Origin of the sequence: Rhodococcus sp. F64268 (assembly GCF_023015605.1) — a bacterium.
Lineage (GTDB): Bacteria > Actinomycetota > Actinomycetes > Mycobacteriales > Mycobacteriaceae > Rhodococcus.
In genome coordinates this window covers 245,735-258,931 of record NZ_JALKAI010000004.1, presented here as the reverse complement: position 1 = coordinate 258,931, position 13,197 = coordinate 245,735, and the positions used below count along the sequence as shown (strand labels likewise).

The window sequence follows — 13,197 nt, the reverse complement described above, 5'->3', positions numbered from 1 at the left end:
GATACGTAGTTGCACTGTCAAGATCAACACAACGTCACAACGTAGAGGGGTACTTCATGCTCAGAAAACTCGCTCTGGTCGGTGCTGTGGCTCTGTCGCTCGGCTTGGGTTCGGTGGGTACTGCTGCTGCGGAACCTGTGTCACCACTTCCGGTCATCGACAACTGGGGGTGTGAAGCGGAACCACTACGGTGCCACGTTCTCAACCCCCTGCTGGCGATTCTCATTGGAATCGCGACCGGCTCGGCCGACGGCGGTGGCCTTACCGGCCCGTAATCGGGTCCAGCGGCGCACCAGGAAGAACCCTGCCTGGTGCGCCGCCGGGGGCGATGACTTTTGCTGACGCGCGCAGTCTCAACTCCGTGCCATCAATGACGAGTGCGTGGAGGATCGAATGAGCCAGCTGCTGAGGGTCCAGAATTTCACCGTGTCGAGCGACGGCATTGCTGCTGGTGAAAACCAGAGTTTCGAGAATCCGTTCGGTCTCGACCACGGCGAGATGCTCGCGTGGGCCGGAGCTACGGCGAGCTGGCCCAATCGCACCGAGCCGGGTGGAAGTCGCGGCCTCGACGACTACTTCGCACGCGACTTCGCGCACAACATCGGCGCCGAGATCATGGGACGTAACAAGTTCGGTCCGCAACGTGGCCCCTGGGCGGATCACGAGTGGCTCGGATGGTGGGGTGACGAACCGCCGTTCCACACGCCGGTGTTCGTCATGACCCATCATGTGCGCCCGTCGTTCACGCTCGGAGACACCACGTTCCACTTCGTGAACAGCGACCCGGAAACCGTCCTCGAGCAGGCACGCGAGGCTGCACAAGGCAAAGATGTGCGCCTCGGTGGTGGCGTGACCACGATCAAGGAATTCCTCGATGCCGATCTGGTCGACACCATGCATGTAGCCGTGTCGCCCGTGAAGTACGGACGAGGTCTCCGGCTCTGGGAATCACCCGACGAGTTGCGCGACAGGTTCCACCTGGACGTCGTACCCAGTCCGAGCGGTGTCACTCACCACGTGTTCTGGCGGAAATGATGCGGACGAATCACTCCGCGCGGGGGCGCGCGAGATACCCGGCGATGAACAGCCCTTCGGCCGACACACAGACCTCGCCGTCGGTCGTGCTGATCTCTCCGACCGTATGGATTTTCCGGCCGTCGCGCGACACCTGACGGGCAGCGACCGTCAGCGGTTCGAACAATGGCGCCACGCGGTGGTACCGGACCGTGAGCTGCGCTGTCATGCCACGCTCGCCCGCGTAGTCGTTCGCGTTACCGAGAGCGTGATCGAGTAGGAGCGCAGACACGCCGCCGTGCACCTTTGCCGGTGGCCCCTGGTACGGCAGGTCGAGCGTGGTTTCGCCGCGGATCGATCCGTCGTCGTATCCCCGGAACTGCAGCGGCGGTGCGATCGGATTGTCGACGCCGGTGACAGGACTGTGGCGCGTCGGTCCGTTTCCCTCCCACATTTCGACCAATCGCGTGTCGAGGTCGGGGGAGTGCTCGTCGAGCGTGTCCGCGATCTCGTGCAGCGTGTCGCGGATGCGGGCGAGGTGTGGGTTGTCGCGTCCGGTGCGCAACACCGCCGTCATGAGACGTCGCGTTGCATCCGCGACCTCCTCGATCACATGGCCTGTGGGTGGGGCGCAGGTCGCGACACCTTCGTTGATCTCTGCCGAGGCAGTCGATGCCATGGTCACCCCTTCTCCACAATCCCTGCGCTGTACGAGGACCGACGGTAGGTCCTGACCGCAACGGTCGCCGGGCAACTTCCGCTGATCGGGAGCGGAAGCATTCGCGCTGACCGCGATGGTGGTCCGGTGTGCCGAACTGGCGCGAACCGCACTCTGAAACAACACGGTGCGCGCACCATTGTTCTGTGACCACACCCGACCAGGGCCGTCCCACTCGCGCACCGTTGGTGCTGACCTCGCTGATCCTCGTCGCAGCGGTGGCGAATCTGAATCTCGCCGTCGCGAACGTCGCGCTGCCCGACATCGGGAAGGCGTTCGATGCGACCCAGACGAGTCTGAACCTCATCGCGGTCGGATACTCGCTCGGCCTTGCGGCGTCCGTCCTCTATCTCGGCGCCATCGGCGACCGCTACGGACGCAAGAACATGCTGCTCCTCGGCATGGGGTTGTCGGTGCCCGCGTCGCTCGTCGCGGGTCTTGCACCGAACGAGGGGATTCTGTTTCTGGCCCGGGTGATCGGGGGAGTGTCGGCCGGGCTCGCCTATCCGACGACGTTGGCGCTGATCACGGCGCTGTGGTCGGGAGCAGGCCGGACCAGGGCAATCGCGTTGTGGTCGTCGATCGGCGGTGGTCTCACAGCGCTCGGGCCGCTCGTCGCCGGGTCGCTGTTGGAAGGCTTCTTCTGGGGGTCGGTGTTTCTCGTGACGATCCCGCTGGCACTTGTGGCGCTCGGACTCACGATCGTGTTCGTGCCGAGCCACGTCAACGAGTCGACGGACCCCGTCGATCACCTCGGGGGAATGGTGTCGGTGGTCCTGGTCGGATCACTCGTCATCGGTATCAACTTTGCACCGGTGGACGGAATGACCACTGTCGCCGTGTCTGCGCTCGCGATTGCTGTCGCCTCGGGTGCGGGTTTCGTGATCCGTCAACTGCGGGCGCGGAATCCGCTGTTCGATCTGCGGATCGCGCGGCGTCGGACCTTCTGGGTCGCGGCTGTTGCGGGCATCATCGTGTTCGGCACGCTGATGGGGACGATGTACATCAGCCAGCAGTACCTGCAGAACGTCCTCGGGTATTCGACTCTCGCCGCGGGATCGGCTGCGCTTCCCGCGGCGTTGGTGATGGTGCTGGTGGCGCCGCAATCGGCGAAGCTCGTCGAGTCGCACGGGGCTCGGTTCACGCTGCTGCTGGGATACGTCGCAATCGTGCTCGGATTGGTGGTGGCTCTGATGATGTGGGACGCCGATGCCCACTATTGGGTTGTTGCGCTGGGTTTCATGTTCCTCGGCGCAGGCGTCGGCCTGGCAGGCACACCGGCATCCCACTCACTGACGGGCTCGGTGCCGGTGTCGCGCGCGGGCATGGCCTCCGGAACAGCCGATCTCCAGCGCGACCTTGGTGGCGCCATAGTGCAGTCGATACTCGGAGCGCTGCTCACAGCGGGGTATTCGGCATCGTTCGCAGCCACGATTGCCGCGAATCCGCAGGCGTCGTCGGTCAGCGAACCGACGCAGGCCGCACTGGAGAAATCGTTCGCGGGTGCGGCGAACATCGCTGAACGGTATCCGCAGTACGCGCAGCAGATCATCGCCGCAGCCCGAGCAGCATTCCTCGACGGCGACACGCGCGCATATGCGGCAGCAATCGCAATCGTCCTCATCGGTGCGGCACTTGTGTTCTTCGCGTTCCCGAAGCGCGACGCCGAGCGTGTGCTGCTGGCGAGCTACGCCGCCGAGGATGCGCGTGAGGCCTGAGCGGCGTGTCGCCGGTGCCCGAACCGGCAGTTCGGCGAAGGTGGCGGCATGGTCTCTGCCTTGCGATGCGTCCTCATCGTCGTCGGGGGTGTTTCATCAGGTGTCGTACTGGGTGAGCCCAGCGTCGACACCTACATCGACTTCGGCTCGAGCTCGGTGTTCGATTCCGATGTCGCAGCGGCTGCGGCGGGCTCGATCGTGGCGATGCTCGCGGCAACGGTGTGCCGCGGCCGCTCACAGGTGGCAACCACGGTCCTCGCAGGGGCTCTGCTCGTGGCGATCGTCGCGTTGCCCGGAGCATGGAGTTACGACATCTATCCTGCGACGATCGGCGCGGGCCTGATTCTCGGTGGCCTGTCGGCGATGTGCTGGGGACCGCAACTGCTGTGTCGGCAGAGCGTACTTTCTGGCGCTGTGGTCGCCGGTCTGTTGACGGCGTCGCCGATCGCCGAATACCGAATGTTTGCGGCCTCGTCCCCCGGCTGGACGGCGTATGTCGAGGTGAGCGAGCAACCCGCGAATGTCGTGTGGTTGAGCTCGGCGGTCGCCGTCGCTGTCCTCGCGATCGCGACAGTGGTGATCGGTGGTGTCGATACGGGCGACGCACGGGCGTGGGACATGCGTGAGTTGGTGGCCGGTGTCGGAATCCCTTTTATCGCAATCGTCTTGTACTGGTCGTTCGACCGTGCCCTGTACACGCCGACGAGCGATTTCGGGCAGGGGCGATGGGTTCTGGGCGTCCTGATCGTGCCGATCGTGATCATCGCGGCACTGAGCTTGCGGAACCGCTCCGGAAAGCTGCTTCTCGCCGCTACTGCACTGCTCGTCTCGGCTCGTGCAGCAGAGGAATTGACCCCGGGCGCGTGGCCGATCCTGTTGATCCCGTCGATACTGGTGGCTCTCGGTGTGTGGCTCGGCCGCCGGTATCCGGTACCTCTTGTCGGGATCGGAGTGCTGGCGCTCGTCACGGCAACAGCGATCTTCGAGCGGGCACCATGGGACAACATGCATTTCGTGGCGACGATCTTCGCCCTACCGTGTGCTGCCGCATACACGATCGTCGCGTCCCTGCCCTCCACCGCAACTGTGACTGCGACGTCGCTGACACTGCCGGCCGTGATGGCGCTGCCGCTGATGATCCAGTTCGGGTGGACCGCATACACCCCGCTCACCGAAGCGAATCAGGACTTTCCGGAAGATGTGCCGAGCACATGGACGGTGATGACGGTCGCTGCGTCGGTGGCATCGGTGATTGCGTGCGGTGCCGCGATGGCGTGGTTGCAGTACCGGAGGCCGAGCCGGGACAACGCTGCGTAATGGCTCGGCGCCCGGTATTGCAGGTGTCGTGGTGTCAGGGCACGATCACTTCGGTCGACACCGGGATATTCGGACGGTCTGTGCGCAGGGTGAGCTGAACCCGGCCCTGGCCCGGATGCACCTGCACGACCATCGGATAGGTGCTCGAGTGGCGCGCGGGAACGAAATGGCTCACCGAGCCGCTCTGGCCGGTGTCGAGATTTCGCCAATCGATGATGGCAGTGACGTCGCAGGCCAGCAAGGTCGGAGCCCACTCTCCCAAAGGCGAGAACCCTTGCGTGATACGCAGTTCCACGGAATGAGTGGAACCGGGCGCATTCGAGTACTCGTACAACGGCCCGTCGTACGCGGTGCCGGATGCGCTCAATATGCCTGCGCAGATGCCATTTCCCAACGTCAACACCGGCGCTGTCGCAACATTGTTCATAACGCAGGATCGCGGTCCCACATTCGACCATCCGAGCTGACATGGGTCGGCGGCACTGGCCACACCCGGCGCCGCAACGAACATTGCAGTGCCCAGCAGTCCGGCAGCTGCAGCTGAAGTAAATCGGCGTGAGATTTTCATGCCCTCCACATCGGGCACGATACAGAATTCATTACATTGGCCGGGCGCATTCGGTGCCCGACGATGCGCTGAGTCATCGAGCCCGAAATTTCGAACCGGATGTCACATTCGAGGCGTCGCCGGTGTCTTCATGTCGACACCACTTCGATCGGAGGAATGATGACCACCAGAATCCCACCGGCGGAAATGACCGGACTCTACGGCGGACTCGTCAAGGCCATAGCGCGACGCATGGTCGGCAACGTACCCGACGGTGTGGCCGTGTCGTGGCACAACCGAAAGGTGATGAACTTCAGTCTCAGTGTCGGCCGCAAAGTCAAGAAATGGGACCGGTGCGACGAGAATCTGAAGTCGTTCGCCCAAATGGCGGTGGCGGCGCTCGTCGGATGCGAATTCTGCCTCGATTACGGGTATTTCGAGGCACACAACAAGGGACTCGACGAGAAGAAGGCGCGTGAGACGCCGAGGTGGCGCGAGTCCGCAGTGTTCACACCACTCGAACGCGACGTGATGGAGTACGCCGAGGCGATGAGCGTTACTCCACCGACCGTCACCGACGAACTGTCGGCCCGCCTTCTCGATGCACTCGGTCCGGCCGCACTGGTCGAGTTGACGGCCCACATCGCGTTCTCGAACTTCTCGACACGCTCCAACATCGCGCTCGGTGTGGGTTCGGAGGAATATGCGGCGAGCTGCGCTCTTGCGCCACTCGCCGTACCGTCGAAGTCATGACCGACGATCCGTTCGTCACCCACCGCAGCCTGCTCTTCACGGTCGCGTACGAGATGCTCGGTTCCGCTGCCGACGCCGAGGACGTCGTCCAGGAAGCGTGGCTGCGGTGGGATGCCGCGGACAGAACGGAGGTACGCGACGCCCGCGCCTACCTGGTCCGGATCGTCACTCGTCTGTCGCTCAACCAGTTACGGACATCGGCGCGGCGACGCGAGGAGTACATCGGGGAATGGCTGCCCGAGCCTGTGCTGACCACTCCCGATATTGCGGAAGATGTCGAACTGGCCGACAGCCTCTCCATCGCGATGCTCACCGTGCTCGAGACACTCGCACCGGCAGAACGCGCGGTCTTCGTATTGCGTGAGGTTTTCGATACTCCGTACGAGGAGATCGCCGCAGCGGTGGACAAGACTCCGGCATCGGTCCGACAGATCGCTCACCGTGCCCGCAGACATGTCGCCGCGCGACGACCCCGGATGGAGGTCGATCCGGGCGCGCAGTCTGTGGTTGTCGAGAAGTTCCTGGCAGCAGTCACGACGGGCGATATCCAGGCGTTGATGGAGGTCCTCGCCCCGGATGTCGTCGCGATTGCGGACGGCGGTGGAGTGGCGCCGGCATCGAAGAAGCCGGTCATCGGAGCGCGGCGTCTCGCCTCGCTGCTGGTTCGCTACCCGAAGCTTCGGGGTTTCGAGGTGGCCGCCACTCGGATCAACGGTATGGCGGGTGCACGCCTGACTGCGAACGGCGCCACAGTCGTGGTGAGTGTGGTGATTGCCCACGGCAGGATCACCCACATCTACGGGATCGCCAATCCGCACAAACTGGGACGCATGAACGAGACGGTGGAGCTGCGGCGGTGAGACGTCGCCGGGCAACTCACGGACTGTGCGGGCTTCAGCTGCACGAATGCCACGCATCCGAAAATCTACGCAAAACAGGTGTAGTCCGCTCCTCGATGGGTATACAGCGAGAACGCTGTCGATGTCCGGCACGGAGTGGATCTGTGCCGGACATCGCTCGCCTTGATGAACGAGAAGGGACTTTGTAGCGATGCTCGGACTCGGAATTATCGGCTGGATCATCATCGGCGGCCTGGCCGGCTGGATCGGTAGCAAAATCATGGGCACCGACGCCCAACAGGGCATTCTCCTCAACATCGTCGTCGGCATCATCGGTGGCCTGCTCGGCGGCTTCCTGCTGAATCTGCTTGGAGTCGACGTCGAGGGTGGCGGACTGATCTTCAGCTTCCTGACGTGCCTGCTCGGCGCGGTTATTCTGCTGTTCCTTGTCAAGGCAGTTACGGGGCGCGGCGTTCGCCGTTGACCCCTGCTGCCTGAATCTCGCCGTGGCCGACTCGATGTCGGCCACGGCGTGTCGGTCGGTCGCTCGGTCTCAGGGGACGACGTCGATGGTGCCCTGGCATACGGAGTTCTTGGTGTTGATGAACCACCATCCTCCGCCGGTCTGGACGGTCACGGTGAAATCGACAGTGCCCGTCCCCGTAAACGTCCGGTTGATCGGGATACCGGGGTTCGGGCTCCAGGCCGCCTGATCGCTGACGCTGCGCCCGGACTCGCCCGTGTTCCGGTTGGTCCAGTCGACGAGTACCTGTGTCCCGTACCAGTTGGGTCCGATGGCCGAGAGGATGCCACCCGTCGGACGAGGTAGATCGTTGCCGCCGCTGAGCAGAAGTGCAGGCTCCAGTTGGTCACCTCCCGGGGGAAGTGATCCGCCGGACGATGCGCGGACGAACCACGTGAACGACGGCGACCACGGAAGCGGATTCGCGCTCGTGCACGTCATGTCGGTGGACGTCGGTGCAGCGTTCGCAACACCTCCTCCACCGACAACCATGGCTGCACCCATTCCGACCGCGGTGAGCACCGAAGCACCCATACGACGCATATTCTGCTTACTCATGACGACTCCTCCGATATCTCGATCCGCATACGACCTGTCTATCGAGGGCGGGATGTCATTCGTGACCGATACCTCAGCGAATATGTATATGTCACAACTGAAGATGCTCATCACCGAGAGTGGCCTGGTGACGGATCCTGTCCAGCGGGAGCCTTCGTATGCCCGCTCGGCGCACGCGGTTAGTGTCCGGCACATCGGATCCACGCGGAAGGGACAGTGATATGCCGACCGTCGAAGAGCGCCTCGATCGCCTCGAAGCTCTTGAACAGATCAAGATGCTCAAGCATCGATATTTCCGGGCGTGCGACGCCAAGGATCCTGAAGCCATGCGCGCGTGTTTCGTCGAGCGGGGAGCCGACATCTACTACGGTCCTGCGCTCGGTAGCTTCGACGACGCGGACGGGCTGGTCGACATCTACTCCAGAATCGCCCTGCAGCGTGTCGATGATCGGTACGTCATCCTCGACATGCACCACGGCATGCACCCCAGCATCCAGCTCACCGGTCCGGCTACCGCCACCGGCGCGTGGACGCTGCGTTTCCGCCAGGTGGATCTGAACGCCCGTACCGAACGGGTCACCGCCCTCGACTACGACGACGACTACGCGGTCGAGAACGGCGAATGGAAGGTCGCCAGGTGCCACGTGAAGGTGCTGTGGTCGATCGAACGTCCCCTGACAGACGATGTGAAAGTGGTCCAGTAGCATGCCTGAGCGCAAGATCGCCCTCGTCACCGGAGCGAGCCGCAGTGTCGGTAGAGGGGTCGCGTGTGCGCTCGGTTCGGCCGGGTGGACGGTCTACGTCACGGCCCGCGGACCCGTCGGCGTGGACGGCCCGCTCGACCGGACCGCCGCCATGGTCACCGAACGAGGCGGACGCGGTATCGCTGTACAGTGCGATCACCTGGACGACAAGCAGATCCAGGATCTGTTCACGCGAATCGCGGACGAACAAAGCGACCGTCTCGACCTGCTGGTGAACAACGTATGGGCGAGCCCGAAAGGGTTTGCCGGCTTCAGTGAGCCGTTCTGGAAGCGGCCGGTGGACGACTGGGACAGCCTCATCGGTGTGGGTCTGAGAGCTCATTACGTCGCGTCGGTCGAGGCTGCCAAGCTCATGGTGCCTCGTGGAAGTGGCATGATCGTCAACATCTCCTCCTTCGGCACCCGTGGGTACCTGCATTCGGTGCTGTACGGGATGTCGAAGGCGGGTCTGGACAAGATGGTGGCCGACATGGCCGTCGACCTGCGCGGCACCGGCGTGACCGCTTTGTCGTTGTGGCCGGGACTGGTGAAGAACGAAGCGATGCTGGCACGCGGCCTCGACAACTTCCAGGGATTCCCACTCGCCAACGCCGAGACCCCGGAGTTCATCGGACGGGTCATCGCTGCGTTGGCTACCGATCCGAAGGTGAACGAACGCAGTGGATCCACTCTGATCACAGCCGAGGCCGCGTTGGATTACGGCGTCGTGGACATCGAAGGAAACCAGCCGGATTCGCATCGGAACATTTTCGGGGGAGGCCCGGTGTTCGGAGGCTGATCGACCGGGTGTACCCAACGTCAATCCATGGTTGACGACCGGGCATGCGTCAACCTATGGTTGACGCATGACGGAACCAGCGCGTAGCAACCATCCGATTCGCCTCGACGACCTCATCGAGGCGATAAAGAAAGTTCATCCCGACGCCCTCGATCAACTCCAGGACGCCATGATCGCCGCCGAACACCTCGGGGAGGTCGCCGACCACCTCATCGGCCATTTCGTCGACCAGGCCCGACGCTCCGGTGCGTCGTGGTCGGAGATCGGCCAGCGCATGGGCGTCTCCAAACAGGCTGCCCAGAAGCGATTCGTGTCCAAGGCCGACAACGATCTCGACCCGAACGAGGGATTCAACCGATTCACACCCCGCGCGAGGAACGTGGTGATGGCCTCGATGAACGAGGCACGCGCCGCAGGCAATGTCGAGATCACGCCCGAACACCTCGTTCTCGGGTTGTTCGCGGAACCAGAGGGTCTTGCGGCCCGCGCGATGGCCGCGCAGGGTGTCGCGCAGGGCGAACTACGACGTACCGTTCTTGCTGCGCTTCCGGCGAAGACGACCGGTCAGGTACCCGAGCTCATTCCATACGACGCGCGCGCTCGAAAAGCTCTGGAACTGACGTTCCGGGAGGCGCTTCGACTCGGCCACAACTACGTGGGCACCGAGCACATTCTCCTCGCGCTCCTCGAACTGGAGAACGGAACGGGAGCGTTGTCGTCGGCGGGTGTCGACAAGTCGACGGTCGAAGCGCACGTAGCCGAAGCGCTCGACGCGATTATTGCCGAGCAGGAGAAGTAGCACGAACCCAACCCTGCCCGAAGTTGCTCAGAATCCGCACAGTGCCTTCCGCGAACGTGACCCTGTGCCGGAACGTCCGGCACGCACGCGACGCGAGGAGATCTGACATGCGCACATTCGTCATCGACACAATTCCGGTGGAGGGCGTGGAACTGGACGAATCACGGCTTGCTCGGATTGTCGGCGGCCGGCCCACGAGTCGGGGTGACAGGGAGCGGACCGGCTGCACCCCCGATAGCCCTATCCAAGGGGACGATCCAATCCTGCCTTGAGTCCGGAATACCGGTCACTCGACTCGGCGAGGGACGCACAATTGTGTCCCTCGCCGAGTCGTGTCCAGCAGCAGTGTCCGGTGGCGGTGTATCTGCTGCGCTAATTCATTGCTCAGAGTCTGCACAGCGGTCCTCGTGACGATGTCCATGCTGCCGGGAGGTCCGGCACCGATAACGCGAGGAGAGCCGAATGAGTAAGTTCGCAATCGACACGATTTCCGCGACCGGCGCCGAACTGGACGAATCACACCTGGCCGGCGTCGTGGGCGGCAGGCCGAAAATTTGTCAGCAACCGACCGTGCTCAAAATGGAATCGGGAGACTGGCCGGATCGGACCCTTCCCGGCGACCCGCGGAGCCGATGCTGAGAACCCCGCAGGCGAACTGAACTGTGTCCCCTTGGGATGCGTAGCGGTCCTTGGCCCGGGGCACCACAGTGTGCCCCGGGTTGTCCTGGAGGGTTTCGTCCCATGCCCCATGTTCTCGTCCTTACTCAACCCGGTGATTTGCACGCGGACGCCGTGATCGAACGGCTGATCCAGCGCCAGGCGAGGTACACAATCTTCGATCCGGGTGACTTCCCATCCAACGCAGCAATGTCTGTGTCGTACGACCGGTCCGGACTCATCGGACGCACGCTTCTCGGGTCGGGGCGTCCTCTTGATCTCAATGCTGTCGACAGCATCTGGTGCCGCCGACCCAGCCCGACCACCCCAGCGCCCGAGATCGAGGATCCCATTGCACAAGAATGCATTCGGGACGAAGGCGGTACGTTCTCCGCGTACATATGGGACAGTCTGGATTGCCTTTCGGTACCTGGAAAAATGCGGTCCATACGACATGCATCATGCAAGCCTGAACAACTGTCTCGTGCGGGTGCGCTCGGTTTGGAGATACCTCCGACACTCGTCACGACGGATCCGGAAGAGTTTCTGGATTTCTGGGATCACCATGACGGACAAATCATCACGAAGCCCTTGGACAATCCCAGTCTTGGCGTGGGCGGACGCAGCTTCGTTCGATTCTCTGAGGTACCTACCACTATGGATCTCGCTTCGGCCGATGCGATCCGTTTCTGCCCGGTGATCACGCAGGCCTACGTACCCAAACTCGTCGAACTGCGGGTGACAGTCGTCGGTGATCGTGCGTTTGCGGTTGAAATCGACAGCCAGCGAAGCAATCATGCTCGCGGCGACTGGCGCAAGTACGACTCCACGCAAGGCCTGTACGCAGTTCACTCGCTGCCGGACGAAATAGCCGAGCGCTGCGTTCGACTCGTGACCGAGTTCGACCTGAACTACGGCGCACTGGATCTGATCTTCACACCCGACGGGCGCTATGTCTTCCTAGAGATCAATCCAGGCGGCCAATGGCTGTGGCTCGAAGAAGCGACAGGTATCCCGATTGCGGACGCGGTAGCAGACCTGCTGGTGTCCTCCGACGAACGGTTTTCACGATCCTCGACGAACGGAGCTTTCCGATGACCCCCACCATGCCGTCGCAAGACCATCGCGTCGACGCGAGTCTACTGTCGGCGCTCCTGGACGTGATCCGCCTGAAGAACAGTCCATTCGGCGACGAGCAAGCGCACTCATCGGAAGCCCTCCGTGTCCTACGTGAGAAGAATCCCGAAGTCCGGATGCGGCTCGTGCGACACGTGGAACCGTTCGACGAATCGTCCCAGAGCGCACTGCTCATCACCGACACGGAGGGAAACGTGACAACGGTGTCGTGGTCGCCGCCCTCGACTGTGCCGTGGCCGCTTCGAGGAGCACGACGAGCCGGTGAATCGACCCTGTTGTCCGTCGACGGGGAGACACTCACGGTCGGCGACGCCATTCTGCATCTCGACGGGATGTGGGATCGTCCGGACCTCCTCACCGGACTCATCGATGCTTGCGTGATACGTATCGCTTTGGAGGAAAATCCTGTCGAGCTGACAGAAATCCAGCTGCAGGAGGCTGCCGACGCATTCCGCCGGGCGCGAGGTCTGCTCACTCGTCACGAAACCGAGGCATGGATGGCGCAGAATCATCTGAGCCCGATCATGTTCGAGCGAACAGTCCGGCACGAAGCCGAGCTTGCGAGCCTTCGTCGTCGCGTGGTCGCCGATCGTGCGTCTGCATGGCTGCGCGAGCATGGAGAGACCCTCGACCGTGCGCGTATCGCGCGCGCTGTGTTCCCGGACCGTGCAGAGGCACGCGAGTTCGCGGCACGGGTTGCCGACGTTCATACCTACGAGGCGGATGACGCGATCCGTTACTTTGCAGGCGAACTGGGGCTTGTCGTAGCCGACGGTCGCGGGAAGGCGGAATTCTGCGACGTCGGGCGCGGCGATCTTGACGGCGAACTCGCAAATCTGATTTTCGCTGCGGAGCCGGGGACGGTGATGGCAGCCGAGGTGAGCTATGGCGAATGGGAGGTTGTGCAGGTCCTCGCCGTGTATCGAACGCGGAACGACGCCGCTGCTCTGCACATCGTCGAGCGTCGACTGTTCGACGAGTGGCTTGCCGAGCGCAGGCGCGCCGCGCGTGTCGAGTGGTTCTGGGGCGAGGCCGAGAAGACCGATCGAGTGACGGCGGGCATGGCGTCATGACA

At 63.1% G+C, this 13,197-nt stretch carries 15 protein-coding genes; 12 read left to right on the top strand and 3 right to left on the bottom strand.

What is annotated here, in order from left to right; all coding sequences use genetic code 11:
• The first annotated feature begins 393 nt into the window (after window positions 1-393).
• Window positions 394-1,035, top strand: coding sequence for a dihydrofolate reductase family protein (locus tag MWU77_RS11545; protein ID WP_247273745.1), 642 nt, complete (start codon window positions 394-396; stop codon window positions 1,033-1,035).
• Between the two features lie 10 nt (window positions 1,036-1,045).
• Here the strand turns inward: MWU77_RS11545 and MWU77_RS11540 are convergent, their stop codons facing one another.
• The gene (locus tag MWU77_RS11540) at window positions 1,046-1,693 is read right to left on the bottom strand and encodes a PaaI family thioesterase (RefSeq protein ID WP_247273744.1); all 648 of its coding nucleotides are present in this window, start codon (window positions 1,691-1,693) and stop codon (window positions 1,046-1,048) included.
• Window positions 1,694-1,878: 185 nt separating this feature from the next.
• Here MWU77_RS11540 and MWU77_RS11535 point away from each other — a divergent pair, with 185 nt between their 5' ends.
• Both MWU77_RS11535 and MWU77_RS11530 read left to right on the top strand, forming a co-directional pair.
• On the top strand, window positions 1,879-3,450 hold the full coding sequence (locus MWU77_RS11535) for an MFS transporter (protein ID WP_247273743.1): 1,572 nt from the start codon (window positions 1,879-1,881) through the stop codon (window positions 3,448-3,450).
• Between the two features lie 48 nt (window positions 3,451-3,498).
• A complete protein-coding gene (locus MWU77_RS11530) occupies window positions 3,499-4,767 on the top strand; it encodes a hypothetical protein (protein WP_247273742.1) in 1,269 nt (422 codons plus the stop codon).
• A gap of 34 nt (window positions 4,768-4,801) precedes the next feature.
• On the opposite strand, the gene MWU77_RS11525 is transcribed toward MWU77_RS11530, so the two are convergent.
• A complete protein-coding gene (locus MWU77_RS11525) occupies window positions 4,802-5,194 on the bottom strand; it encodes a hypothetical protein (RefSeq protein ID WP_169689131.1) in 393 nt (130 codons plus the stop codon).
• A gap of 300 nt (window positions 5,195-5,494) precedes the next feature.
• On the opposite strand from MWU77_RS11525, the gene MWU77_RS11520 reads away from it, so the two are divergent.
• From MWU77_RS11520 to MWU77_RS11510, 3 genes are all read left to right on the top strand, one after another.
• Entirely contained in the window at window positions 5,495-6,067 is a 573-nt protein-coding gene (locus tag MWU77_RS11520) for a carboxymuconolactone decarboxylase family protein (protein ID WP_247274106.1), read from the top strand.
• The gene (locus tag MWU77_RS11515; RefSeq protein WP_247273741.1) at window positions 6,064-6,927 is read left to right on the top strand and encodes an RNA polymerase sigma-70 factor; all 864 of its coding nucleotides are present in this window, start codon (window positions 6,064-6,066) and stop codon (window positions 6,925-6,927) included. The genes MWU77_RS11520 and MWU77_RS11515 overlap by 4 nt, the downstream gene beginning before the upstream one ends.
• A gap of 190 nt (window positions 6,928-7,117) precedes the next feature.
• A complete protein-coding gene (locus MWU77_RS11510; RefSeq protein WP_206040203.1) occupies window positions 7,118-7,390 on the top strand; it encodes a GlsB/YeaQ/YmgE family stress response membrane protein in 273 nt (90 codons plus the stop codon).
• Window positions 7,391-7,459: 69 nt separating this feature from the next.
• On the opposite strand, the gene MWU77_RS11505 is transcribed toward MWU77_RS11510, so the two are convergent.
• Window positions 7,460-7,987, bottom strand: coding sequence for a hypothetical protein (locus tag MWU77_RS11505; protein ID WP_247273740.1), 528 nt, complete (start codon window positions 7,985-7,987; stop codon window positions 7,460-7,462).
• A gap of 221 nt (window positions 7,988-8,208) precedes the next feature.
• Between MWU77_RS11505 and MWU77_RS11500 the strand changes: the two genes are divergently transcribed.
• The 6 genes from MWU77_RS11500 (at window position 8,209) to MWU77_RS11475 (ending at window position 13,195) form a co-directional block, all read left to right on the top strand.
• Window positions 8,209-8,691: a nuclear transport factor 2 family protein gene (locus MWU77_RS11500; RefSeq protein ID WP_247273739.1), complete on the top strand. Its 483-nt coding sequence runs from the start codon at window positions 8,209-8,211 to the stop codon at window positions 8,689-8,691.
• 1 nt (window position 8,692) lies between these two features.
• Window positions 8,693-9,529 carry an SDR family NAD(P)-dependent oxidoreductase gene (locus MWU77_RS11495; protein WP_169689137.1) on the top strand — a complete coding sequence of 279 codons (837 nt, stop codon included), beginning with the start codon at window positions 8,693-8,695 and terminating at the stop codon, window positions 9,527-9,529.
• Window positions 9,530-9,596: 67 nt separating this feature from the next.
• Window positions 9,597-10,328, top strand: a complete 732-nt coding sequence (locus tag MWU77_RS11490) for a Clp protease N-terminal domain-containing protein (protein WP_169689138.1) — start codon at window positions 9,597-9,599, stop codon at window positions 10,326-10,328.
• Between the two features lie 462 nt (window positions 10,329-10,790).
• Window positions 10,791-10,967, top strand: a complete 177-nt coding sequence (locus tag MWU77_RS11485) for a hypothetical protein (protein WP_247273738.1) — start codon at window positions 10,791-10,793, stop codon at window positions 10,965-10,967.
• A 102-nt stretch (window positions 10,968-11,069) separates the two neighbouring features.
• Window positions 11,070-12,083 (top strand): MvdC/MvdD family ATP grasp protein, encoded by a 1,014-nt coding sequence (locus tag MWU77_RS11480; protein WP_247273737.1) that lies wholly within the window; start codon window positions 11,070-11,072, stop codon window positions 12,081-12,083.
• Window positions 12,080-13,195, top strand: coding sequence for a TIGR04500 family putative peptide maturation system protein (locus tag MWU77_RS11475; RefSeq protein ID WP_247273736.1), 1,116 nt, complete (start codon window positions 12,080-12,082; stop codon window positions 13,193-13,195). The genes MWU77_RS11480 and MWU77_RS11475 overlap by 4 nt, the downstream gene beginning before the upstream one ends.
• The last annotated feature ends 2 nt before the right edge of the window (window positions 13,196-13,197 follow it).